Source organism: Paraburkholderia bannensis, from assembly GCF_014200455.1.
Classification (GTDB): Bacteria; Pseudomonadota; Gammaproteobacteria; order Burkholderiales; family Burkholderiaceae; genus Paraburkholderia; species Paraburkholderia bannensis_A.
The window spans coordinates 155,634-180,356 of the sequence record NZ_JACHBW010000002.1; the positions used below are offsets into that span (position 1 = coordinate 155,634).

General features: G+C 63.4%; 22 protein-coding genes. 6 read left to right on the plus strand and 16 right to left on the minus strand.

The genetic code is table 11. From position 1 onward, the window contains the following. Positions 1–347 precede the first annotated feature (347 nt). The 8 genes from F4827_RS03700 to F4827_RS03735 all read right to left on the minus strand — a co-directional run bounded on the left by F4827_RS03700 (position 348) and on the right by F4827_RS03735 (position 10,598). Positions 348–1,493, minus strand: a complete 1,146-nt coding sequence (locus F4827_RS03700) for an ABC transporter substrate-binding protein (protein WP_409258765.1) — start codon at positions 1,491–1,493, stop codon at positions 348–350. 664 nt (positions 1,494–2,157) lie between these two features. Beyond that, on the minus strand, positions 2,158–3,129 hold the full coding sequence (locus F4827_RS03705; RefSeq protein ID WP_183721730.1) for a branched-chain amino acid ABC transporter permease: 972 nt from the start codon (positions 3,127–3,129) through the stop codon (positions 2,158–2,160). Then, positions 3,129–4,013, minus strand: coding sequence for a branched-chain amino acid ABC transporter permease (locus F4827_RS03710; RefSeq protein ID WP_183721732.1), 885 nt, complete (start codon positions 4,011–4,013; stop codon positions 3,129–3,131). Before F4827_RS03710 ends, F4827_RS03705 begins: the two co-directional genes overlap by 1 nt. 80 nt (positions 4,014–4,093) lie before the next feature. Continuing rightward, entirely contained in the window at positions 4,094–5,311 is a 1,218-nt protein-coding gene (locus F4827_RS03715) for an ABC transporter substrate-binding protein (RefSeq protein ID WP_183721734.1), read from the minus strand. Positions 5,312–5,417: 106 nt separating this feature from the next. Next, entirely contained in the window at positions 5,418–6,179 is a 762-nt protein-coding gene (locus F4827_RS03720; RefSeq protein WP_183721736.1) for an ABC transporter ATP-binding protein, read from the minus strand. Next, the gene (locus F4827_RS03725) at positions 6,176–6,955 is read right to left on the minus strand and encodes an ABC transporter ATP-binding protein (RefSeq protein WP_183721739.1); all 780 of its coding nucleotides are present in this window, start codon (positions 6,953–6,955) and stop codon (positions 6,176–6,178) included. Before F4827_RS03725 ends, F4827_RS03720 begins: the two co-directional genes overlap by 4 nt. A gap of 394 nt (positions 6,956–7,349) precedes the next feature. Then, on the minus strand, positions 7,350–9,053 hold the full coding sequence (locus F4827_RS03730; RefSeq protein ID WP_183721742.1) for a GMC family oxidoreductase: 1,704 nt from the start codon (positions 9,051–9,053) through the stop codon (positions 7,350–7,352). A gap of 12 nt (positions 9,054–9,065) precedes the next feature. Next, positions 9,066–10,598: a CoA-acylating methylmalonate-semialdehyde dehydrogenase gene (locus tag F4827_RS03735; protein WP_183721745.1), complete on the minus strand. Its 1,533-nt coding sequence runs from the start codon at positions 10,596–10,598 to the stop codon at positions 9,066–9,068. A gap of 131 nt (positions 10,599–10,729) precedes the next feature. On the opposite strand from F4827_RS03735, the gene F4827_RS03740 reads away from it, so the two are divergent. Both F4827_RS03740 and F4827_RS03745 read left to right on the plus strand, forming a co-directional pair. Beyond that, positions 10,730–11,617 carry a LysR family transcriptional regulator gene (locus tag F4827_RS03740; RefSeq protein WP_183721748.1) on the plus strand — a complete coding sequence of 296 codons (888 nt, stop codon included), beginning with the start codon at positions 10,730–10,732 and terminating at the stop codon, positions 11,615–11,617. 216 nt (positions 11,618–11,833) lie between these two features. Next, positions 11,834–12,361, plus strand: a complete 528-nt coding sequence (locus F4827_RS03745; RefSeq protein ID WP_183721751.1) for a class IV adenylate cyclase — start codon at positions 11,834–11,836, stop codon at positions 12,359–12,361. Positions 12,362–12,394: 33 nt separating this feature from the next. Here the strand turns inward: F4827_RS03745 and F4827_RS03750 are convergent, their stop codons facing one another. Further along, positions 12,395–12,886, minus strand: a complete 492-nt coding sequence (locus F4827_RS03750; RefSeq protein WP_027815978.1) for an Lrp/AsnC family transcriptional regulator — start codon at positions 12,884–12,886, stop codon at positions 12,395–12,397. A 151-nt stretch (positions 12,887–13,037) separates the two neighbouring features. On the opposite strand from F4827_RS03750, the gene phhA reads away from it, so the two are divergent. Together phhA and F4827_RS03760 are read left to right on the plus strand one after the other, a co-directional pair. Continuing rightward, a complete protein-coding gene (gene phhA / locus F4827_RS03755) occupies positions 13,038–13,934 on the plus strand; it encodes a phenylalanine 4-monooxygenase (protein WP_183721754.1) in 897 nt (298 codons plus the stop codon). A gap of 179 nt (positions 13,935–14,113) precedes the next feature. Then, positions 14,114–14,458 carry a 4a-hydroxytetrahydrobiopterin dehydratase gene (locus F4827_RS03760; protein ID WP_260174953.1) on the plus strand — a complete coding sequence of 115 codons (345 nt, stop codon included), beginning with the start codon at positions 14,114–14,116 and terminating at the stop codon, positions 14,456–14,458. A gap of 156 nt (positions 14,459–14,614) precedes the next feature. Here the strand turns inward: F4827_RS03760 and F4827_RS03765 are convergent, their stop codons facing one another. Continuing rightward, the gene (locus F4827_RS03765) at positions 14,615–14,845 is read right to left on the minus strand and encodes a DUF3717 domain-containing protein (RefSeq protein WP_183721762.1); all 231 of its coding nucleotides are present in this window, start codon (positions 14,843–14,845) and stop codon (positions 14,615–14,617) included. A gap of 131 nt (positions 14,846–14,976) precedes the next feature. Here F4827_RS03765 and F4827_RS03770 point away from each other — a divergent pair, with 131 nt between their 5' ends. Both F4827_RS03770 and F4827_RS03775 read left to right on the plus strand, forming a co-directional pair. Then, positions 14,977–15,663 (plus strand): response regulator transcription factor, encoded by a 687-nt coding sequence (locus tag F4827_RS03770; protein ID WP_027815974.1) that lies wholly within the window; start codon positions 14,977–14,979, stop codon positions 15,661–15,663. Positions 15,664–15,859: 196 nt separating this feature from the next. Further along, the gene (locus F4827_RS03775; protein WP_183721764.1) at positions 15,860–17,401 is read left to right on the plus strand and encodes a sensor histidine kinase; all 1,542 of its coding nucleotides are present in this window, start codon (positions 15,860–15,862) and stop codon (positions 17,399–17,401) included. Positions 17,402–17,510: 109 nt separating this feature from the next. On the opposite strand, the gene F4827_RS03780 is transcribed toward F4827_RS03775, so the two are convergent. The 6 genes from F4827_RS03780 to F4827_RS03805 all read right to left on the minus strand — a co-directional run bounded on the left by F4827_RS03780 (position 17,511) and on the right by F4827_RS03805 (position 24,348). Next, positions 17,511–18,017 carry an SET domain-containing protein gene (locus F4827_RS03780; RefSeq protein WP_183721766.1) on the minus strand — a complete coding sequence of 169 codons (507 nt, stop codon included), beginning with the start codon at positions 18,015–18,017 and terminating at the stop codon, positions 17,511–17,513. A gap of 260 nt (positions 18,018–18,277) precedes the next feature. Next, on the minus strand, positions 18,278–19,390 hold the full coding sequence (locus tag F4827_RS03785) for an NADH:flavin oxidoreductase/NADH oxidase (protein WP_183721769.1): 1,113 nt from the start codon (positions 19,388–19,390) through the stop codon (positions 18,278–18,280). Positions 19,391–19,529: 139 nt separating this feature from the next. After that, a complete protein-coding gene (locus F4827_RS03790) occupies positions 19,530–20,267 on the minus strand; it encodes a glutamine amidotransferase (protein WP_183721772.1) in 738 nt (245 codons plus the stop codon). Positions 20,268–20,530: 263 nt separating this feature from the next. Next, positions 20,531–21,169, minus strand: coding sequence for a MarR family winged helix-turn-helix transcriptional regulator (locus F4827_RS03795; RefSeq protein ID WP_183721774.1), 639 nt, complete (start codon positions 21,167–21,169; stop codon positions 20,531–20,533). Between the two features lie 765 nt (positions 21,170–21,934). Beyond that, positions 21,935–23,050: a YbdK family carboxylate-amine ligase gene (locus F4827_RS03800; RefSeq protein ID WP_183721776.1), complete on the minus strand. Its 1,116-nt coding sequence runs from the start codon at positions 23,048–23,050 to the stop codon at positions 21,935–21,937. Positions 23,051–23,142: 92 nt separating this feature from the next. Further along, positions 23,143–24,348, minus strand: a complete 1,206-nt coding sequence (locus F4827_RS03805; protein WP_183721778.1) for a cation:proton antiporter — start codon at positions 24,346–24,348, stop codon at positions 23,143–23,145. Between the last annotated feature and the right edge of the window lie 375 nt (positions 24,349–24,723).

A 24,723-nucleotide genomic window follows, 5' to 3' on the forward strand; every position in this document is an offset into this window, starting at 1 on the left:
TTCGTTTTCATTGCGCGTCTCCAAACGCTTTGTCTGCGTGTCGATATTTGTTGTGCCGTCACCGTGCCGCGAAGGTTTTCAACGTGTCCGCCGCCGCCCCGGCCTTTGAGTGTAGTAAGGGGGAGCGCGCGTGTGACGCATGGTTTTCCCTGCCTGCGGCACTGCACAAGCCGCGGCGCGATCCGGCCGTTCTACTGCATCGCTACTGCTTCGTTACTGCTGTGCTACCGCCCTGCTCTGCTTGCGAGATACACCAACGCATCGTTGCGACAGCAACAAAAAAGGCACGTCCCAGGGGAGCGTGCCTTTTGATGTCGAGTGCGATGTCTGTGCGTTCCTCGTGAAACTCAATCGCCAGCCAGCTTCCACTTGCCGCCAACGATCTGAACCATCACGCGCGCCCGCTGATCGAGGCCCGCATGATCGCTTGCACTCATATTGAAGATGCCGTGTGCGCCGGCCACATCGCGGGTGCCTTCGAGCGCCTTGCGCAGCGCCTCGCGAAACGCCTGGGTGCCCGGTTGCCCAGCCTTGAGCGCGACGGGAATCGCATGCTGCAACAAGAGCCCCGCGTCCCACGCGTGACCGCCGAATGTGGAAATGGAACCCGCGCCATACGCCTTCTCATAGGCGGCCTTGTAGGCGAGCGCCGATTGCTTCACGGGATTCGTATCGGGCAGTTGATCGGCGACCAGTAGCGGGCCGGCAGGCAGATACGTGCCCTCGCAGTCCTTGCCGCACACGCGCAGGAAATCGTTGTTGGCAATGCCGTGCGTCTGATAGTACTTGCCCGCGTAGCCGCGCTCCTTGAGCGTTTTTTGCGGCAGCGCGGCGGGCGTTCCCGCGCCTGCGATCAGCACGGCGTCCGGATGCTGCGACACCATCTTCAGCACCTGGCCGGTCACCGACGCGTCGTTGCGTGCGAAACGTTCGTTGGCGACGAGCTTGATGCCCTGCTTCGCCGCGGCCGCGCCGAACGCCTTGTACCAGCTTTCGCCGTAGGCATCCGCGAAGCCAATGAAGGCCACCGTCTTCACGCCGTGCGCGGCCATGTGCTGCGCAATCGCTTCGGCCATCAGCTGATCGTTCTGCGGCGTCTTGAAGACCCACGCGCGCTTTGCGTCCATCGGCTCGACGATCGAGGCGGCGGCGGCCATCGAGATCATCGGCGTGGAGGTTTCGGCGGCGACGTCGATCATCGCCAGCGAATTCGGTACGACCGTCGAGCCGAGCAGCGCGTCGACGTGGTCTTCGCTGATGAGCTTGCGCGTGTTCTTGACGGCCTGGGTGGAATCGGTGGCGTCGTCGAGGACGATGTAATCGACCTTCTGGCCCGCAATTTCCTTCGGCAGCAGCGCGACCGTGTTTTTCTCCGGAATGCCCAGCGAGGCCGCCGGGCCCGTGGCGGACAGCGTCACGCCAATCTTCACGTCTGCGTGCGCCGCGCCTGCCATTGCGGCAAACATCCCCGTCGCGGCCACGGCCGCGCCCATCCAACGCCAAACCAACTGCATCTCCACTCCTTCGATCGTCGTTTTCTTTTTTGCACCGGAGAATCGAGAGTCGGCAACTTCCGGTTTCGAATCAGGCAGGGTTCACGCGCCGATGCGCCAGTCAGCGCAGGTCGTTAATGCTGACCGCATGGTCGGCGAATGGCGAGTGTAACGGAGCGATGTTTCGCGGAGCAAGCGCTTTCCAGCGGCTTACAGCGCGGATGCAACGGTGAGGAAAACGATGATAGGCGAGCGCCGGAGAACAGCAGGAGGGATACCGCGAACAAACACAGCGGAGGGAAAAGCGGGGATGGAGAACGGAGAGGCCCGGCGATAAAAGCCGAAGCAGAATATTAAAAGCGCAGTTGGATTTTCATCCAACTGCGCTTCCTTGTCCGGGCACTTTGTGCCTCAGTTGTCTCCTCGTTCTCCACCTGCAAATTTGGTGCATCAGAACTAGGTGAAACTTTAACTTTCGCACCCCCGACGGGCAACTAGCATTTACCCTAGTGGTGCAGCGCGGCACCGATTTGGGGCGCACCGACACAGCTTTGTCGCATTTCGCAATCGTCCGGCAAGCCGCGCGGGGGCCGTGTGGATAGCACACGGAGGCGCTCATTCTCACGCGAATAGCCACGTGAAGCAAGCTCGCCGCCGCACAAAATCACGCGCGCAGCGGCCGCACCCTCGCCACGATCTCGCCGACGATCCCCCGCCTGAACGCCAATACGCAGGCGATAAAAATCAGCCCCGTGACAATGGTTGCGGACTCGCCCAGCGAGCGGAACCAGTCCACGCCAGTCACCGACGCCAACGCGCTGCCGATATCGCCCAGCCGGTCTTCCAGCGCGACGATCAGCGCCGCGCCCAGCAGCGGCCCGAACAGCGTGCCCATGCCGCCCACCAGCGTCATCAGGATCACGAGGCCGGACATGGTCCAGTAGGCGTCGCCGAGCGTCTCGAAGCCCAGCACCAGCACCTTGAGCGAGCCGGCCAGCCCGGCCAGCCCGGCGGACAGCACGAAGGCGAGCAGTTTGAAGCGGTCGGTGTCATAGCCGAGCGAAATCGCGCGCGGCTCGTTCTCTTTGATCGCTACCAGCACTTGGCCAAACGGCGAATGCACGATGCGCACGATCAGCATGAACGCCAGCACCATCACCACCAGCACGACGTAGTAGAGCGAGAGATCGGAATCGAGCGACAGAAGGCCGAACAGCTTGCCGCGCGGCACGGCTTGCAGGCCGTCCTCGCCGTGCGTGAACGGCGCCTGCAGGAACACGAAGTAGACCATCTGCGCGAGCGCGAGCGTGACCATCGAGAAGTAGATGCCCTGCCGACGGATCGCGAAAATACCGACGATCATGCCAAGCGCCGTCGCCACCGCCGTGCCAACCAGCACGCCCAGCTCAGGCGTGAAGCCCAGCGTCTGAACCGCGTAGCCGGTGGTATAGCCCGCGCTCGCCAGAAACATCGCATGCCCGAACGACAGCAGCCCCGTATAGCCGATCAACAGGTTGAAGGCGGCGGCGAACAACGCGAAGCACAGCACCTTCATCACGAAGAGCGGATAAGCGCCCGCGAAAGGCGCCGCGATCAGCGCGATCAGCAGCAGCGCATATAGCACTTTTCTTTGCATCACCGTTCCTTGCCGAAGAGGCCGGCGGGGCGAACCAGCAGCACGATCGCCATGATGACGAACACCACGGTCGCGGACGCCTCCGGCCAGAACACGCGCGTAAAGCCTTCGATCACGCCAAGCAGCAGCCCCGTGAGGATCGAGCCCATGATCGAACCCATGCCGCCGATCACCACCACGGCGAACACCGTGATGATCATCGGCTGTCCCATCAGCGGCGAGACCTGGATCACGGGCGCGGCCAGCACCCCGGCGAACGCCGCGAGCGCGACGCCGAAGCCGTAGGTCAGCGTGATCATCAGCGGCACGTTGATGCCGAACGCCTCGACGAGCTTGGGGTTTTCCGTGCCCGCGCGCAGATACGCGCCAAGACGCGTTTTCTCGATCACGAACCAGGTGGCGAAGCACACGGCCAGCGACGCCACCACGACCCACGCGCGATAATTGGGCAGATACATGAAGCCGAGGTTGGTTGCGCCCGCAAGCAGATCGGGCACGTCATACGGTTGCCCGGACGCGCCATAGATCGAACGGAACACGCCCTCCACCACCAGCGTCAAACCGAAAGTCAGCAGGAGTCCATACAGATGATCGAGCCGATACAGCCAGCGCAGCATCGAACGCTCGATCAGCACACCAAGCAGTCCCACCACCAGCGGCGCGACGAAAATCATCACCCAATAGGGCAGATTGAAGTAAGCGAGGCCCATCCACGTGAGCATCGCGCCCAGCATGAACAACGCGCCATGAGCGAAGTTGATCACGTTGAGCATGCCGAAGATCACCGCGAGGCCCAGGCTCAGGATCGCGTAAAACGACCCGTTCACGAGCCCGAGCAACAACTGGCTCAGCATTGCCGGAAGCGGAATGCCAAAGATCATCATGAAAACCGCCTTTAACGGCACGGGTTGACGTATGACGCGCGGCGCGCAGGCGCGCCACGCGCATCAGGCTTTGAAGCCGCCTACTTCCACAGCGCGCACTTCGATTCCGCCTTCGACGTATAAGCCTGCTCGCCCGGAATCGTCTGCACGACCTTGTAAAGATCCCACGGCCCCTTCGACTCGGACGGTTTCTTCACTTCGACCAGATACATGTCGTGAATCAGCACGCCGTCCTGGCGGATATAGCCGTTGCTCGTGTAGAAGTCGTTGATCTTCGTCTTCTTGAGTTGCGCCATGACCTTGTCGGAGTCGGTCGAACCCACGGCCTGCACCGCCTTCAGGTAGTTCGTCACCACCGAGTAGTCGGCGGCCTGAAGCTCGGACGGCATCTTCTTCGTCTGCTCGTAATAGCGCTGCGCCCACTTGCGCGTGGCGTCGTTCTGGTCCCAGTACCAGCCGCTCGTCAGCACGAGGCCCTGCGTGGTATCGAGTCCCAGGCTCTTAACGTCGGGCAGGAACATCAGCAGCGCGGCGATCTTCATCGTTTTGGTGATGCCGAACTCCTTCGACGCCTTGATCGCATTGACCGAGTCGCCGCCCGCATTCGCCAGCCCCAGCACCTGGGCCTTCGAAGCCTGCGCCTGCAACAGGAACGACGAGAAGTCCGATGCCGAGAGCGGATGGCGCACTTCGCCCAGCACCTGGCCGCCGTTGGCCTTCACCACGTCCGCCGTGTTCTTTTCGAGCGACTTGCCGAACGCGTAATCGGCGGTCAGGAAGAACCACGATTTGCCGCCCTGCTTGAGCACCGCGAGGCCCGTGCCCTTGGCGAGCGCGACCGTGTCGTAGCCGTAGTGAATCGTGTACGGCGTGCATTGCTCGTTGGTCAGCGCATCAGTGCCCGCGCCGGTGTTGAAGTAGACGCGCTTCTTCTCCTGCGCAACCTGATTCATCGCCAGTGCCGTCGCCGAATTGGTGCCGCCGAGCAGCATGTCGATGCCGTCACGGTCCATCCATTCGCGCGCCTTCGATGCGGCGATATCAGCCTTGTTCTGGTGATCGGCGTACACGATCTCGATCGGCTTGCCATTCACCTTGCCGCCGAAGTCGGCGATTGCCATCTTGATCGCGGCGAGGCCGCCCTGGCCGTCATCGTCCGCATAAAGACCTGACATATCCGTGATGAAGCCGATCTTCACCGCGTCGTTCGCGGCCTGCGCATTCCCCGCGCAAAGCGCTGTAGCTGCTGCCGTGGCGGCTACATAAACCGCGAGCCTCGCGAGCGTGGTCTTCTTCATTGCTGTCTCCTTTCACTGGTGGCGTTGTGATGCCGCGTTGTTATTCAGCGTTTTTCAGGCAAGGCAAAACAGGACGGATCGCGAGCGCACGCGAAACCGATGCGAACTAGACTCCAAGCAGATCGTGCAGCACCGGCATCTTCCCTTCGAGTTCGGCGATGCCGAAGCGCTCGACGATGCGTCCGTGCTCCATCACATAGAAACGGTCGGCGAGCGGCGCGGCGAAGCGGAAGTTCTGCTCGACCATCACGATGGTGTAGCCGCGCGACTTGAGTGTGACGATCATGCGCGCAAGCGTCTGCACGATCACGGGTGCGAGGCCCTCGGAAATCTCGTCGAGCAGCAGCAGGTTGGCGCCCGTGCGCAAAATGCGCGCGACGGCCAGCATCTGCTGCTCGCCGCCCGAAAGCCGCGTACCCTGGCTATGCCGACGTTCGGCGAGATTGGGGAACAGCGTGTAGATCTCGTCGATCGACATGCCTTGTGCGCCTTTGACGCCAATCGCGGGCGGCAGCAGCAGATTCTCTTCGCACGACAGGCTCGCGAAAATGCCGCGTTCTTCCGGGCAATAACCGACGCCGCAATGCGCGATGCGATAAGTCGGCATCTGGATGGTTTCGCGCGCACCGATGCGGATCGATCCGGTGCGCCGCCCCGTGAGGCCCATGATCGCGCGCAGCGTCGTCGTGCGGCCCGCGCCGTTGCGGCCAAGCAGCGTAACGACCTCGCCGCGTTTCACCGATAGATCGACGCCATGCAGGATGTGCGATTCGCCGTACCACGCCTGCAGGCCCGCGATCTCCAGCGCGCTTTCGCCCTCGCCCGACGCTGCCTGCGATTCACCACGCTGTTCGGTCACCGTGCTCATGCGTGCGCCCCTGCGAGCGCGGCGTCGGCGCTGCCCATATAAGCTTCGGCCACCAGCGGATTCTTCGAGACTTCGGCATAGGTGCCTTCGGCGAGCACTTCGCCGCGTTGCAGGACCGTGATGGTGTCGGAGATGCCGGCGATCACGTTCATGTTGTGCTCGACCATCAGGATGGTGCGCCCCGTCGATACCTTCTTGATGAGCGCCGTCACGCGATCCACGTCCTCGTGACCCATGCCTTGCGTGGGTTCGTCGAGCAGCATCAGCTCGGGTTCCATCGCCAGCGTGGTGGCGATTTCGAGCGCGCGCTTGCGTCCGTATGCGAGTTCCACGGTGGGCACATCGGCGAAATCGGTGAGGCCCACTTGCGTGAGCAGATCCATCGCGCGGTCGTCGAGTTCGGCCAGCGTGCGCTCGCTTTTCCAGAAGTGATAGGCGGTGCCCAGTTGCCGCTGCAGGCCGATACGCACGTTCTGCAACGCAGTCAAATGCGGAAATACCGCCGAAATCTGAAACGAACGGATGATGCCGCGCCGCGCAATCTGCGCGGGCCGCTCGCTGGTGATGTCGATGCCGTTGAAGACGATGCGCCCCGCGCTCGGCACGAGAAATTTAGTCAGGAGATTGAAGCAAGTGGTTTTGCCCGCGCCATTTGGTCCAATGAGCGCGTGTATCGAACCGCGGCACACGCGCAGGTTCACGCCGTTCACGGCTGTAAAGCCCTTGAACTGTTTCGTGAGGCCACGCGTTTCCAGAATCGTGTCGCCGAGAATCATGTTCCCTTCCACGCGAAGTAGTGGCTGATGCTTCGACTGGCTTCGTTGGGTTCGTGCTGGCATACACACGACAATGCATGGCGCGCCGGCGCATGCCTCCCCCGCTCTTTTCATTCCGCGCCATTGTCTCGCCATTGATGCAGCGCAATCATTGGGATTTGCACTTACGGGTGAGCGGCAATTTTTGATCGAATTGACAAGAGTTTTTAGGCGCCGTTAGCGATGCGATCATCGCATGATGGCGACACGTTAGATACATTTCAGCCATAGCGCAGACGTGCCAAAGCACACACGCCGCATTTACGGCGCATGTCCTGGAAGTGGTTCGAAACACGGGCTTTGCTGCGCGTCGCCCAGCTTGCGTTGAAGCAATGCGCGCAGTTAAGCGCGCGCTTCAACCTGCGGGCACGGAGGCCATCGCCTCGCTGCGCACGGACGCGGCCGATCCCGCGCGGCGATCCTCGCGCAGCATCTGCGCAGCGCGCTCGGCGATCATCAGCGTGGGCGAATTGGTGTTGCCCGACGTGATGAACGGCATCACCGATGCATCCACCACGCGCAAGCCCACCACGCCACGCACACGCAGACGCGCATCGACCACCGCGTCGGCATCGTCGGCGCGGCCCATGCGACAGGTGCCCACTGGATGGAAGATCGTCGTGCCGATGTTGCCGGCCGCCTCGCGCAACTCGCTTTCACTCTGGAACGCCAGTCCCGGCAGGATCTCGTGCGGCTGATAACGCGCAAGCGCCGCCGAAGCCGCAATGCGGCGCGTCAGGCGCAAGGCGTTGGCGGCCACGCGCAGATCGTGTTCGGTCGAAAGATAATTCGGCGCGATCACGGGCGCGTCTTCTGCACGCGCGGAAACCGCATGAATACTGCCGCGCGAAGCGGGCCGCAGATTGCACACCGAAGCCGTGAACGCATTGAAGCGATGCAAGGGCTCGCCGAAGCGATCGAGCGAAAGCGGCTGCACGTGATATTGCAGATCGGGGCGCGTGAGACCCGGATCGCTCGCATCGGATTTCGCAAAGGCACCCAGTTGCGAAGGCGCCATCGACATCGGCCCGCTTTGCATCAGCGCGTATTCCATGCCGATCAGCAGCTTGCCCCACCAGTGCGCCGACGCCGTGTTGAGCGTGCGCACGCCGTTCACGCGAAACGCCATGCGCAGTTGCAGATGGTCCTGGAGGTTTTCGCCCACGCCGCGCAGATCCTCGACGACATCCACGCCGATGCCGGCCAGACGCGCCGCATCGCCCACGCCGGAGCGCTCCAGCAATTGCGGCGAATTCACCGCGCCCGCGCTGAGAATCACCTCGCAGCGCGCGCGCGCGCGGTATGCCACATGAGCCGCATCGCCGCGATAATCGACGCCCACGCAACGCTTGCCGTCGAAGATCACCCGCTCGGTGAGCGCGCCCGTGACAACGGTGAGATTGGGCCGCTTCATCGCCGCGCGCAAGAACGCCTTCGACGCATTCCAGCGCACGCCGCGCTTCTGGTTCACATCGAAATAACCAACGCCTTCGTTATTGCCGCGATTGAAATCGCTCGTCGCGGGAATGCCCTGCTCTTGAGCCGCCTGCGCGAAGGTTTCGAGAATCTGCCATTTGAGGCGCTGCTTTTCCACGCGCCATTCGCCGCCCGCGCCGTGAAATTCGCTGGCGCCGCCGTGATAGTCCTCGCTGCGCTTGAAGACCGGCAGCACCGATTCCCACGACCAGCCCGAATCGCCGGTCACGCGTGCCCAGTTGTCGTAATCCTCGCGCTGGCCGCGCATATAGATCATGCCGTTGATCGACGACGATCCGCCCAGCACGCGCCCGCGCGGAAACGACAGCGCGCGCCCGTTGAGTCCTTTTTCCGAGGCGGTTTTATACAGCCAGTCCGTGCGCGGATTGCCGATGCAATGCAGATAACCGACCGGAATATGAATCCAGTGATAGTCGTCCTTGCCGCCCGCTTCGAGCAGCAGCACGGTGACGTCCGGGTCCTGTGTCAGGCGGTTGGCGAGCACGCAGCCCGCCGTGCCCGCGCCGACGATCACGTAATCGAATTCACCCTCGATGCGGCGCGCAGTTGCTGAGTCTCCCATGACGCGCCTCGCTTACTTCGCCACCGGCATGGTGAATTCCGCACCCTTGGCGATGCTGTCGGGCCAGCGCTGCATGATGCTCTTGTAGCGCGTATAGAAGCGCACGCCTTCCTCGCCATACGCGTGGTGATCGCCAAACAGCGAACGCTTCCATCCGCCGAACGAATGCCACGCCATCGGCACCGGAATCGGCACGTTGATGCCCACCATGCCCACCTTGATCTGGCGCGAGAACGCGCGCGCCACGCCGCCATCGGACGTGAAACACGCGACGCCGTTGGCGAATTCGTGCTTGTTGATGAGTTCAACGGCGCTGGCGAAATCCGGCACGCGCACGACGGACAGCACCGGCCCGAAGATCTCCTCGCGATAGATCGACATATCGGTCTTCACATCGTCGAACAGCGTGCCGCCAAGGAAGAAGCCATCCTCACGTCCGGCGACCGTATGGCCGCGCCCATCCACCACCAGCTTCGCGCCAGAAGCGACGCCCGCGTCGATATACCCCTGCACCTTTGCACGATGCGCCGCCGTCACGAGCGGCCCCATTTCCGAGGCCTCATTCATTCCGTCGCCGATATTGAGCGCCTTCACACGCGGCGCGAGACGCTCGATCAGTTCATCGGCGATATGACCCACGGCCACCGCCACCGAAATCGCCATGCAGCGCTCGCCCGCCGATCCATAGGCCGCACCGATCAGCGCATCGACGGCCTGATCGAGATCGGCGTCGGGCATCACCACCAGATGATTCTTCGCGCCGCCCAGCGCCTGCACGCGCTTGCCGTGCCTGGTGCCTTCCGTGTAGATGTATTCGGCAATCGGCGTGGAGCCGACGAACGACAGCGCGCTCACGTCCGGATGCACGAGCAGCGCGTCGACGGCCACCTTGTCGCCATGCACGACGTTGAAGACGCCATCGGGCAAGCCGGCTTCCTTGAGCAGTTCCGCAAGCCGCAGCGACGCCGACGGATCGCGCTCCGATGGCTTGAGCACAAAGGTGTTTCCGCACGCCAAAGCGACCGGGAACATCCAGCACGGCACCATCATCGGGAAGTTGAACGGCGTCACGCCCGCCACCACGCCCAGCGGCTGGCGCAGATTCCAGTTGTCGATGCCGCCGCCAATCTGGTCGGTGAAATCGGTCTTGAGCAGATTGGGAATGCCGCAGGCGAATTCGACGATCTCGATGCCGCGCATCACCTCGCCTTTGGCGTCGGAAAAAACCTTGCCGTGCTCGCGCGTGACGAGCGCGGCAAGTTCGTCGTGGTGACGATCGAGCAGTTCCTTGAACTTGAAGAGGATGCGCGCGCGCTTGATGGGCGGCGTTTCGCTCCAGGCGGGAAACGCGGCTTGCGCGGCGGCCACGGCGGCATCGACTTCGGCGACGCTCGCAAGCGGCACGCGCGCGCTGACTGCGCCGGTGGCGGGATTGAAGACGTCGGCGAAACGGCCGCTGGTGGCTTCCAGCGCCCGGCCGTTGATGAAATGCGTCAGGTCCGCAACGGCGCGCGCGGGCGCCTCGCTACGATGTGTCTCGCTCATGTTTCCCTCTTCAGTGGAGGTTTTTTAGCCCGCGCACGCTTGCGCGAAGTCGAACTAGCGTAATCGCACGACGCCGCACCGATCCAATGATTAATCCTCAAATGCGATATAAGGCGCGTTAATATCAGCGCATGGACCTGACCTTGTTGCGGGCGTTCGTCACGGTCGCGCGCGAAGGCAATCTCACGCGCGCGGCCACGCATCTGCATCTCACGCAGCCCGCCGTGAGCCTGCAGATCAAACATCTGCAGGAGACGCTGGGCGTCACGCTGTTTACGCGCACCTCGCATGGCCTGACGCTCACGCGCGACGGCCAGGCGCTGCTTCCGCATGCCGAACGCGCACTCGCCGCCGCAGGCGACGTGCAACGCGCCGCTGCTGCGCTGCGTCATGAAGTGCGCGGCAAGCTGCGCATCGGCACGATTCTCGATCCTGCGTTTTTACGCCTGGGCGGTTTTCTGAGGCAGCTGGTGGAAACCTGGCCGCAGATCGAAACGGCGCTGCGGCACGGCATGTCGGGCTGGGTGCTCGATCAGGTGCGCGCGCGCGAACTCGACGTGGGCTATTACATTGGCCAGCCAGACCCCGATCCCGACACCTTCCACACCATCACGCTCACGCGTTTCCAGTACCGCGTGCTCGCGCCCGCAGGCTGGAAAGATCGCGTGAAAGGCGCGCGAGATTGGCGCGCGCTGGCCGCGCTGCCGTGGATCTGGACGCCGCCGGCGTCGGCGCATCACCGCTTGCTATCGGGCCTGTTCGAAGCGGCGGGCGCGAAGCCGAACAAGGTGGCGGAAGTGGATCAGGAGCCGTCGATGCTCGATCTGGTGAAATCGGGCGTGGGCCTCACGCTCGCTCGCGACGCCACCGCCATTGCGGAGGCTCACGCGCACGCGCTGACCATCGTCGAAGGCGTGACCGTGCCCACCGAACTCACCTTCATCACGCTTGCGGCACGCTGGGACGAGCCCGCCATTGCGGCGGCGCTCAAAGCCATCGAAACACAATGGGCGATATGAGCCGCGCTCATGAACATGGCGGCATGGACTATTACATCTGACCTTATCCGCCTTGCATCGACAATCGATGAAAGTGTCATCGGTGTAACAGCGCGGTCACGTAAGTTTTGCTAGATTCGGACTTCGCGTCGCGTTTTTTGCATGCTCCTTGCGTGAGGTTCGCAGCGGCGCGTTTGAGCCTCGCCCATCGTTGCCTCGTTCCAACAGGAGCCTTGCATGGCCCGCAACATCGAAATCAAAGCCCGCGCCCGTCATTTCGACGCCCTGCGCGAGCGCGCCGCCCAGCTCGCAACCGATGCGCCGCTGATCTTTCGCCAGCAGGACTTCTTCTACGATGTGCCGCGCGGCCGCCTGAAGCTACGTCAATTCGACGACGGCACGCCGCCCGAACTGATCTTCTACCAGCGTGACGACCGCGACGGGCCCAAGGCCTCGTACTACACGCGCAGCCCCGTCACCAATGCCGAAGCGATGCACTCGCTGCTGGCCACCGCCCTCACCACGCGCGGCATCGTCTCGAAGGAACGCCATGTGTATCTGGCGGGCCGCACGCGCATCCATCTGGATCGCGTGGACGGTCTGGGCGATTTCGTCGAACTGGAGGTGGTGCTCGCGCCCGATGACGACGAACAAGGCGGCGAAGCGGAAGCCGCCGCCGTGTTCAAGAAGCTGGGCGTGGACGAAAGCGATCTGGTGGCCGTGGCCTATGTCGATCTGCTCAACACGCCGGCGCAGGCGGCCTGAAGGACGCGGAAACGGTCAAAGCGCGGCGCGCCTTCAAAGCGGCGCCGCGCCCGGCTCCAGATGCCCGAGCGGCAGCGGGCCATTGCGCTTGAAGGTGGTCAACACGATGTTCGAGCGCACGCTGTCCACGCCGGGCACGCGCATCAGCTTCTTCATCACGAACGACGACAGCGCGTTCAGATCCGGCGCCACGATGCGCAGCAGATAATCGGCGTCGCCCACCACGGCATGGCATTCGAGCACTTCCGGCAGCACGTCGATCTGCTGCTGGAACTGCTCGATGATTGAATCGCCGTGGTGCTTCAACTTCAGGCTCGTGAACGCCGTGACGCCCAGACCCAGCTTCTCGGGCCGCAACACCACGCGATAGCCGTCGATCACCCCCGACGCCTCCAGCCGCTGCAAACGCCTGCCGATCTGCGAGGGCGAGAGCGGCACCTGCTCGCCAAGCTGCTGGTGCGTGGCGCGGCCAAAGCGCTGCAATACGTCGAGCAGCGCGAGATCGAAGTGATCCAGTTCTAGCATGAAGTTATCCTGCATTGAATAACGTTTCGATGCACGATTATCGCATGTCAGAGCGTTACAACACCCAAAACGCGCACCTTCCGCGCGCACTCCGCTCTACACTTTCCTGATAGCGAATATCAGCAAGTGCTTTTAGTGGAGCGTCACAAACATGGCCATCGCCGCCACCGCCAAACTGCAGGAACAGTTCGATGCAGGTCTGGAGACCCGTGCGGATTTCACCATCGACCAGCCGCGCGAGCGCTACGGCGCGGTCGATCACGCCGTCTGGGACCAGCTCTACCGTCGGCAGATGGCGCTGCTCGAAGGGCGTGCCTGCGAGGCCTTTATCGAGGGCGCGAAGCGCATCGGCCTGAACGTCGCGCATGTGCCCGATTTCGAAGCCGTCAGCGAGCGCCTGATGGCCGCCACGGGCTGGCGCATCGTCGCCGTGCCGGGTCTGGTGCCCGATCGCATCTTCTTCGAGCATCTGGCTAACCGGCGTTTTCCGGTGACCTGGTGGATGCGCCGCCCCGACCAGCTCGACTACCTGCAGGAGCCGGACTGCTTCCACGATCTGTTCGGCCACGTACCGCTGCTGACCGACCCCGTTTTCGCCGATGCGATTCACGCCTACGGACGCGCGGCGCTGGCCGTCGAGGAGCGCGCCCTGCCGCTGCTCGCGCGGCTCTACTGGTACACGGTGGAGTTCGGCCTGATGCGCGACGCGCGAGCAGAGACGGGCGTGAAAATCTACGGCGCGGGCATCGTGTCGAGCAAGGGCGAATCGCTCTACAGCGTGGAAAGCGCCGCGCCCAACCGGCTCGCCTTCGATCTCGATCGCGTGCTGCGTACACGCTACCGCATCGACACGTTCCAGAAAACCTACTTCGTGATCGATTCGTTCGCGCAGTTGTTCGACGCGCTGGGCGCGGGCATTGCGGCACGGCTGGGCGACCCCGCGCCGCTCATCGCCGTCGAACCGCACGCCGCCGGCGACGTGCTGGCCAGCGACACGGTCTACACGCGCGGCACGCGCGAAGGCTGGCTCGCCGACGGCGACGTCTAAACGCCGTCACGCTTGCGGCAACGCAATACGGACGTTGCCCCGACTGCACCAATTGCCGCAGTCGGGCCGCCGTGCGCTCGCACGCGCGGGCCATACGTGGAAGAATCAATCATCGTCGCGGCACGCATCGTCCGGTTCGCACAGATCGCGTGAACCCCGACGCCTCGCCGGCTACGAACATGAAACGCATAACGCACATAGCGCATACAGGTGCCACCATGATCAACCGACTCACCTCCGAAGAGCGCGCCTCGCAGCTCGCCAGCCTGCATGGCTGGCAATCCGTCGCGGGCCGCGACGCCATCCAGCGTCATTTCCGTTTCGCCGATTTCAACGAAGCGTTTGGCTTCATGACGCGAGTGGCGATCAAGGCGCAGGAAATGAATCACCATCCCGAGTGGTTCAACGTTTATAACCGCGTGGAAATCACGCTGTCCACGCACGAGGCGGATGGCCTCACGACGCGCGATGTCGAACTCGCAAGCTTTATCGATTCGATCGCGCCGGGCCCGCTTTCAACCTGATCGACCGAGCGAGGAAAAAACGCGCCTGGGTAGATACGGAGCGCACGCGCGTAAGCGCAATGCACGGGTCGCGCGTCAGGCAAGGGTGCGCACGGCGCGCAACGGGCAAATGCGCTGCAATGAAAGCATAATGCAGGGTATCGGACGTCGAAACCTTCAGCTTTGAAGGCCTTTCTTGAGGGACACGTAAGACTCCCAGGCATTGCGTGCCTCAGGGTCCAAACGATCCGGTGAGAAGACGTTCTGACGCTGTACAATCAGCAGCGCATATGGCCTGGAGAGCGCACTTGCCTCCTGGCACAACGCGAGTTCGTCGCCGCTCGAAGGCGAGCGGTCGCGCCAGAAGTTGATCGCGGCTTCGAGTTCGGTGATGGAAATATCGGACATGATGGTCGTGATCGTGCAACCGATGCACGCGGCGCCGCTCAGTCGCAGCGCTGGCGCTTGTGTTCCACAGACAAGCGGCGCTTGCGAACTGCGCGCCTGAACGCTAAACCCATTGTACTTGAGCGAAATCCATGCGACTCCTTCTGATCGAAGACGACCGCCCCATCGCACGCGGCATCCAGTCCAGCCTCGAACAAGCCGGCTTCACGGTCGACATGGTCCACGACGGCATCTTCGCCGAACAGGCACTCACGCAGAACCGTCACGAGCTCGTGATCCTCGACCTCGGCTTGCCGGGCATCGACGGCATGACGCTGCTCTCGCGCTTTCGCCAGAGCAACCGTCATACGCCCGTGATCGTGCTGACCGCGCGCGACGAGCTCAATGACCGCGTGCAAGGCCTCAATTCGGGCGCCGACGACTACATGCTCAAGCCGTTCGAACCGGCCGAACTCGAAGCGCGTATTCGCGCGGTGATGCGCCGCAGCGGCCCGCACGGCGACGTGCCGCGTCCTGAAGTGTCGCTCGGCGGCGTGCGCCTGTCGGGCGTCGATCGCCGCATCTTCAACGACGACAAGCCGCTCGAACTCTCGCCGCGTGAATTCGCCGTGCTCGAAATGCTGCTGCTGCGTCATGGCCGCGTCGTGAGCAAGGCGCAACTGCAGGACCACCTCACGCACTTCGGCGGCGATCTCGGCGATACGGCCATCGAAGTCTACGTGCACCGCGTGCGCAAAAAGCTCGAAAACTGCCGCGTCGAAATCGTCACGGTGCGCGGCTTCGGCTACCTGCTGCAGGAAATCCGCCAGGCCGCCTAAGCCTTCGCGCGGTATTTCAAGGCGTCTCGTATCCCCGCGAGACGCCGGCCTCACCCTCCCGTTCTACGCTGCTCCCGCGCCGCCAGACCCAGTCTCTGCCGCACCGGCTTGCACCCGCGTAAAATGACCCAGGCCTGCGTGGCCCGCCTGTCTTATCCGGCGCCGCGCCCCCGTCTACCCTGAGCCTGAACCGATCATGTCCCTCCCGGCCGCAACGAGCCTGCGCCGTACGCTGCTGCGCCGCCTCGCCGCCCCACTCTCGCTGCTCGCGCTGATGAGCGGCCTGATCGCCTATTGGCTCGCGTGGCAGTACACGCAGCACGTGGTCGATCGATCGCTGGCCGATCTGGCCACCGCCATCTCCAAACAGATCCAGATCGCCGGTGCCGACGCACCCGTGACCGTGCCGCCGCTCGCCCAGGCGATGTTCTCCGATCCCGTGGAGCATCTGGTCTACCGCATCAGCAACGGCGAAACCGAAATCGCCGGCGATCACGACCTGCCGCTGCAGGGCACCAACGTGCGCCGCATGCACTACGCGTATGTATTCGAGACCGTTTATCAGGGCGTGAGCGTGCGCGTGGCGCAGGTGCGCGTGCCGCAGCCGCACGGCAACCCCATCGTCGTGGAAGTGGGCCAGCCGGTGCATCACCGCTTTCGCATCGCCGCCGAATTCCTCGTGGCGATCATGATGCCGCTGCTGCTGTTGCTGCTCGCGGGCTGGGTGATCGTGTGGCGTGTGGTGAACCAGCAGCTCAACCCGCTGACCGATCTCGCCGATTCGCTCAATCGCCAGACGCACACCTCGCTGGAGCCGGTCGACGAGACCTATGTGCCGGTGGAGATTCGTCCGCTCACGGGCGCGCTCAACGCGCTGCTCGGGCGTCTGAAGACCGCGCTCGAAGGCCAGCGCAAATTCATCGCCGATGCCGCGCATCAGCTGCGCACGCCGCTGACCGCCATCAAGCTGCACGCGGAACAAGCGGTCAACGCACGCGAGCCGCAGAAGGTCAGCGACGCCGTGCGCGAACTGCGCGCCGCCGCCGACCGCGCCGTGCGACTCTCGAACCAGTTGCTGTCGCTCGCGCGTGCGGAGCCGGGTGAACAGGCCGCGCGTTTCGTCGATATCGACATGGCCGCGCTCGCGTTCGAGACCGGCGCTGAATGGGTGCCGCGCGCGCTCGCCTGGCACGTCGATCTGGGTTTCCAGCGCCTGGACGATCCCGAGAACGATACGCCGCTGATGGTGCGCGGCAACCCCGTGCTGCTCCACGAGGTGATCGCCAACCTGCTCGACAACGCGCTTAAATATCTGCCGCCTGCGCGCACCGATGGCGGCCGCATCACCGTGACGGTTTCGCAGACGGTCGCCGACGGCATGCCGATGGCCGAAATCATCGTCGAAGACAACGGCCGCGGCGTGCCGCAAGGTCAGCAGGCCGACCTCTTCAAGCGCTTCTTCCGCGGCGACGGCCAGAGCGAAAGCGGCGTCGATAGCGGCGCGGGTCTGGGCCTCGCCATCGTGCACGACATCATGACCCTGCATCGCGGCAGCGTGCATTACGAAGATGCGCCCGAAGGCGGCGCGCGTTTCATCGTGCGCGTGCCGCTCAATATGAAGCGCCCGGGAGACCCCGTGAAGCGCAAGATCGTCGCCTCGGACAGCGCGCACGACGACGATCGCGATGCGTCTCAGCCCGCGAAGAAGCCTTCGCAGCAGGCGCCGATCGATCTTTGATCGAGCTTCGATCAAGACGCGCCAACTGATAAAAAAACATGGGCCGCAATTGCGGCCCATGTGCTTTTCGATCATGCGAAGCTTGAACGCCGGCTTCAGCGCCAGCGCTTCACTTTTTCTTGCCTTTCTTCGCGCCTTTGTCTTTGTCTTTATCCTTGCCCTTGCTGTCGTCAGGCGGCGCGAGCATGGTGCCGCGGCACTTGCGAGCGCCGCAACGGCATTCGTATTCGCGCTTGAGCTTCTTCGTCTGCCTCGCGTCGATCACGAGACCGTAGTCATAGAACAGTTCCTCGCCTTGCGCGATGTCGCGCAGTGCATGGATGTAGACGTGCCCTTCGATCTCTTCGGCTTCGCAATTTGGCGCGCACGAATGGTTGATCCAGCGCGCGCTGTTGCCCTTGACCTTGCCGTCGATCACGTCACCATCTTCGAGCGCGAAATAGAAGGTGTGATTCGGTTCGTCGGGATTATGCGGATGACGCCGCAATGCTTCCTTCCACGAGATGCGCTCGCCCTTGTATTCGATCAGCCGTTCGCCGGCCTCGATCGCATCGGCTGCAAATACGCCCTTGCCGTGTACGCCCGACTGGCGCACGACGATCCTGCGTACACTCATTGATGGAATCCTTGTGAAGTACTGGAACTGGGGAGAGGTTCCCGCTTGCGGCTCACGCGCGCCGCGATGTGTCGCGCGCCTGCGCCGCGCCTGCTATACAGGATGCCGCGCGGAACATGCATGCCCCACGCAAACGCGGCGCCTTGTCGGCGCCGCGCTCGTGAACGTGCATGAACAAGCTGAGCGGCGCGCCACAACCGGCATCGTACACGCACGCGCCTCTTTTGTTCAACCTGCTACGCGATGTGTCGCGCCCGCGCTCAACGTTGCCCGAGCGTGGTATCGCCGAACAGCTTCTTCTGGTCGCGTGGCTGCGAACGCCAGTACTGCGGCGGCGCGCTCACCGTCGCACCGAGTTGCGCGGCAGCGTGCCACGGCCAGCGCGGATCGTAGAGCATCGCGCGCGCCATCGCGATCATGTCGGCCTCGCCGTCTTCGATGATCTGATTGGCCTGCAATGCGTCGGTGATGAGCCCAACGGCGATTGTCGTCATGCCGGTTTCCTGCTTGACCTTGCGCGCGAACGGCACCTGATAGCCGGGTTCGAGCGGGATTTTCTGCAACGGCGAAACACCGCCCGACGACACATCGATCCAGTCCGCGCCGCGCGCCTTGAGCGCCTGCGCGAACACGACCGTATCGTCGGGCGTCCAGCCGCCCTCGACCCAGTCGGTCGCGGACACGCGCACGCCAACGGGTCGATCTTCAGGAAACTGCGCGCGCACGATGTCGTAGATTTCCAGCGGAAAGCGCATGCGGTTTTCGAGCGAGCCGCCGTATTCGTCGGTGCGCTGGTTGGCGATCGGCGAGAGGAATTGATGCAGCAGATAGCCGTGCGCGCAGTGGATTTCGAGCGCGTCGATACCCAGACGCGCCGCCCGCCGCGCTGTGGCCGCAAACGCATTGCGGATGCGATTCAGGCCGGCGGTGTCGAGCGCGAGGGGCGGCGTTTCGTCGTCCTTGTGCGGTAGCGCCGAGGGCGCATGAGGGAGCCAGCCGCCATCGGCCACGCTGATCAGCTGACCGCCTTCCCAGGGCACCGCGCTCGATGCCTTGCGGCCCGCGTGCGAGATCTGCATGGCGATGCGAATCGGCGAATGACGGCGGATGGCGGCGATCACGGGCTCCAGCGCGGCCTCGGTGGCGTCATCCCAGAGACCGAGACAACCAGGCGTGATGCGGCCATCGGGCTCGACGGCCGTGGCCTCGATGCACAGCATCGCCGCGCCCGAAAGCGCCAGACCGCCGAGGTGGATCATGTGCCAGTCGTTGGCCTCGCCGCGCTCGGCCGAATACTGGCACATCGGCGAAACGACAATGCGATTGGCCAGCGTCATGCCGCGCAGCGCGAGCGGAGTGAAGAGCTTGCTCATGGGGAGAAAATGCGGACGGTGGTGGGGAGCGTCCGAGAATAGCACGCGCCTTCGACAGCCGCTTTCAAGGCAAAACGCGCAAGCGCCGCTGTCGTGCGCACACGAAAACAAACCAGCCGACGACGGCTTCAGCGCTGCATCAGGGTTGCTTCGCAGCCGCCCCGGCCGCCAGGTTGTCGAGCGCTTCGAGCCATTCGTGCAACATCAGGCTCGCCTGGGTTTCCAGACACGGCGCATGCTGGGCCGTTTCGGCGCGCAGCGCGTTGATGTCGATGCCCGCGGCGTCGAGTTCGCCCGCGTTGCCGATCAGCCAGGGCTCGAAACGGTCGGCGCGCACTTCGGGATGGCACTGCAGCCCGAGCACGTTATCGCCCCACGCGAACGCCTGGTTTTCGCACAGCGGCGTCGAAGCCAGACGCGTGGCGCCGGCTGGCAGATCGAAGGTATCGCCGTGCCAGTGGAACATCGAGGTCGACCCGCCATCCACGTGACGCAGCGCCGATTGGCGGCCCGCATCGGTGAGCGTAAGCGGCGTCCAGCCGATTTCCTTGTGAGCGCCCGCATAGACGCGCGCGCCGAGCACACGCGCAATCAGCTGCGCGCCCAGGCAAATGCCGAGCGTGGGCAGTCCCGCCGCGATACGCTTTTCGATCAGCGCGGCAATCGGTGCGAGAGTGGGAAAACGGGCATCGTCGCAGGCATTGATGGGACCGCCAAGGATCACCATCAGCGACGCAGAGGTGGGATTGAGTGCGCCGACACGCGCAAAGCCGACATCGACATAGCGAACCGGCCGCCCGCGATCGCCGAGCACGCGCTCGAAACTGCCGAGGTCCTCGAAATATACGTGGCGAACGGCCAATACTTCGCGATTCATCGGCAAATCCCTGGGTCAGCTACACAATTCGACGCGCGGCGCCGGCGTCCTGCCAGACGCGCATCGGGTACACATGACAAAGCACGCTTGCGGCGGATTGGCGCGGCAACGATGCGCCACATGGACGCACCGCCTGCCCGTGCCCGTGCCACGAAACCGTTCATGACCGCCACAGCGCGCACGCACGGCCGTCCGCAAGGACGACGCGCCGCTGCGTGTGAAACGGCAGGCTTCGTGGGCGCTGCGCGTGCCACTGAGTGAGATCAGGCTGCGAAGATCTTCCAGTTTTTCTTCTGGGTCGTCGCGTCAGCCTGCTCGTACACCGAGCAATCGAGACGCAGATCGTTGTCGGACATCTGGATGCCCAGCAGCGCGCACTTGTGCGGCGTCTTCTTCGGGGTCTTGCTCGGCTCGAAGTGCGTGCACGAGAGGCACATGCGGTGCTGCGGCATGGCTTCCTGCGATTCGAGCACGTAGACCGTCTTGAGCAGCGTGCGATAGAACGCCGATTGCTCGTCTGCGCGCAGCGTGTTGACTGCCTTCGAGAGGAAGTCAGGCCATTGCGCGGCCTTCTTCGCAGCCGTACGGCCACGTGCGGTCAAGCGCACTGCAAGCGCGCGGCCGTCGTCGAGCGCACGGCGCTTTTCGACGAGGCCCTTGGTTTCGAGCGTGCTCACTGCATCGCTGGTCGTGGCGGCAGTCAGTGCCGTCTCGCGGGCGATCTCGCCGAGGCGCATCGGCCCCTTGCGCTGCATCAGCAGCACGAGAATTTCGCCCTGGGTCGGCGTGAGGCCTGCGCCTTCGGCCCAGTCCCACGCCTGGCTACGCATAGCCGTGCTAAGTCGCAGCAGGCTATGGGTCACCCGCCCGGCTGCCTGCTCTCCGTATACGCCTTCGCTCATAGTCTTTCGCTGGTTATTTGGCAGCTTGCGCTGCATCGTCAGCCGCCGCATGCGCCGACGGCTTTGTGGGAAACCTTGCGGACGATTTCAGCAAATCGCCCACACCATCTCAAAAAATTCCTGCTCCGCTCGCGCCGAAAACTGCCACAAACGCGGACTGCGACGCGTAGGGCGAACAGTCATTTTTTCTCGCCTGGCCGACCCGGTGCTTCCTTCGTAACCCCGTGCCTGCGCAGCAAACCGACATTCTATGCGAGAGTAGCAAATCGCACAGCTAACTTATCAAACGTGAATTGTGGATAACCCGTTGGTAAGTGCGCTAATGGCATGTGGACAGATTCTTGACGATGCGCAATCTTCACGAAATCCTCACTCTGCCTGACGCGCATTTTGGCCTGCCAGGCAAGCTCGGCCCACTCCTGAAAGTGCAACGCAGGCCCTTGAGTTTTCAGGCATTTCAGCGGTTACCCACAGACGTGCGCGGCCCCTGCTGCACACTATTGCCCATATCTGCGCAAAGATCAAAAAAATAAGAACCCCCTGGTATCTTGCCTGGGACAAAAAAAACTTTGCGTGACCCTGCGCAAAACTGCATTGAGGGGTTCCGGAGCGCTTAAGGCGGGGTTCCGGCGGCGGTCTGCGGCATTCATGAGGCCGCCAAAAACAACGCGGGCAGCCGTTGGCTGCCCTCTCTCACTGCTGTTGCACGGCTTATGCGCTGCTCGCGTATCACCGGTTCTCACCGCAGAGGCAGTGCATAAGCTGTCACGCGCGCCAGCGCAAACATTGCTGCCGCACCGCTTCGTGCAGCGATTTTTCGTCCGCGACCACACTGCGCAGCCAGCTCGCATCGTTGTTCTGCGAGCGCGCGATCGTGCCGATTTCGCTCAGCGCGCGCGTCGAGCCAAGCACGTCGCCGTGCGGTGCGATTTTTTCAAGCGTGGCAAGAATATCCTCGGAGATGGTGCGGCGCTCGCCCGTCTGCGGATCGACCACCGTGCCGGCCAGGCCAAAACGGCAGGCCTGGAAGCGGTTGAACGTGTAGACGAGGTAATCGTCTTCGAGCGGCTGGATCGGCCGGTCGACGAGCAGATGGCGCGCAAGCGTCTGGATATAGCAGGCGATCGCCGCAGCGCGCTCGACCGAAAGCGGCGTATCCATCACGCGCACTTCGATCGTGCCGAAACCGGGCTTCGGGCGGATGTCCCAGTAAAAGTCCTTCATGCTGTTAACGACGCCCGTATGGACCATCTTCGAGAAGTATTCCTTGAACTCCTCCCAGCCCAGCACGAACGGCGCGCGGCCCGAGAGCGGGAACGCGAACACGGAATTTAGTCGTGCCGAATGAAATCCGGTGTCCACGCCCTGCACATAGGGCGACGACGCGGACAGCGCAATGAAATGAGGAATGAAGCGCGAGAGCGAATGCAGCAAATAAAGCGCGCTATCCGCGTCGGGGCAGCCGATGTGAACGTGCTGGCCGAACACCGTGAACTGCTTGGCGAGATAACCGTACAGCTCCGAAAGGTACTGAAAGCGCGGTGTATCGACGATGCGGCGGTCGCTCCATTGCTGGAACGCATGCGTCCCTCCGCCGCACAGGCCCACGTTGAGACGGTCCGCCGCCGACACCAGCACGTCGCGGATCTTGCGCAGATCGGCCACGGCCTGCTCGTGATGCGTGCAGATGCCGGTGGACAGCTCGATCATGCTTTCGGTGATTTCAGGCGTGATATTGCCGGGAATCTCCTGATCCTTGATGAGGCGCATGAGATCGCTGCCCGCCTTGGTCAGATCGTAATCGTGCGTGTTGACGATCTGCATTTCGAGTTCGACGCCGAAGGTGAACGGCTTCGAATCGACAAAAGTTTCCAGTGACATGTCGTCCCCTCATTCGGCCGCGCCACACGTGGCCAGCGGCAGCCGGCCTCGCGTGGCGGGCAGTGTTTCATGGCGGCACGCGGCCGCCGCGTTCATTCTTCGCCGCGCTCGCCAACCAGCGCCAGCGCGCGATATACGAGCCACGGGCCGAGCAGCTGCAACACCACGATGGCACACATCATGATTGCGCGCAGACCCGGATCGAAGTTCGGGTACAGATCGTAGGTGTCCTCCATGAGCAGCAGCGCAAGCGCGGACATCGGCGTGAGCGCGATGCCCAGCGCGACACCCTGCTTCAGTTCAAGCCCGCTGGGCTTCGCGAAAATCAGCACGCCGACCAGCTTCGCCACCAGACGCGCGAGGATCAGCCCTGCTGCGGCCAGACCGCCGACGAGGATGTAATGCCACTCGAAGGTGGTCATGGTCAGCACGAACAGGATCACCGTGAGCAGCCACCCGGCCGTGCCGAAGTGCTGCGGCCACAGTTGCGGGCGCACTTCCAGATTCTTCACGATGATGCCGGCGGCCAGCAGGCTCAGGATGGTCGAAAGCTTGAGCAGATGCGCAACGGCGATCGCCAGCAGCACGAGGCCGAACAGCGCTACGAAAGAATGCTCGTCCTGCGGGCTCAGACGCCGGTAAAACAAGGTGCAGGCGCGCGCGAGCACGTACGCCACCACGATCGAGCCGACCAGCAGATACAAAGGCTGCAGGATGGTGGCAAATACGTTGCCGTAAATCTCCTGATGCAGCCAGGTGGACGCGAGCTTTTCGATCACCACGGCATACATGCTGTTGAGCGCTGTCAGCGTGATGAGGCGCTGCGTGACCTGGCCTTCGGCGCGCAACTCGGTCTTGAGCTGGATCACCATTGCGGGCGAAGTCGCCATGGAGATCGACGCCACCACGATGGCGACCATCGCCGGTACCGACAGAAACAGCAGGAGCCCGAGCACCAGCACGAACGTAAGCGAAGCTTCGGCGAGGCTCGACAGGATCAGCCAGGGACTACGGCGGATCCAGCGCAGATCGAGCCGGCTGCCGAGTTCGAACAGCAGCAGCCCGAGCGCGACGTCCAACACCGGCCGCGCGGCATTGGCAGTGTCGATGTCGATCACGCCGAAGCCCGCCGAACCGGCAATCAGACCAATGACCGCATAGCCCGAAATGCGCGGCAGACGCCAGGCGCGATAGCAGAGTTCGCCGCACAGACCGGCGGCGAGCAGAGCGAGGCCGGCCCAGAAAATACCGTCTGGCTGCAGCGGCCACGCGGGAAAGAACGAAAACGCCGACTTCATCGTGAAGGCTTCTCCTTGGCAACACCTTCGTGCAGGGGACCGGATGAGGCATTCAAGGCCCGCTCCGGCCGGCAGAAGACAAGTCCAGCTGTCCGACGTACGAGTACTGCTACGGCCCCGCTCATGGGCAAGCCGCGTGCCATGCAGACATAACACATGCGTGGCGGATATGCGGCGAGCCGGGCGCGAGGCTGTCAGCCCAATCCGCTGGCGACGCGCACGCCCGCAGCCAGGGCTGGCAGCGGCTAACGTGCGTCTGGTGCACGGCGAATGACGGCGGGGAAACTCGCACCGGTGCCGCTTGCGCGGCGAACAGCCGGTCCAGGCGCGGTCTTATCGACTTTCAGCACCTGGGTTGAGTGAACGAACGCTGCC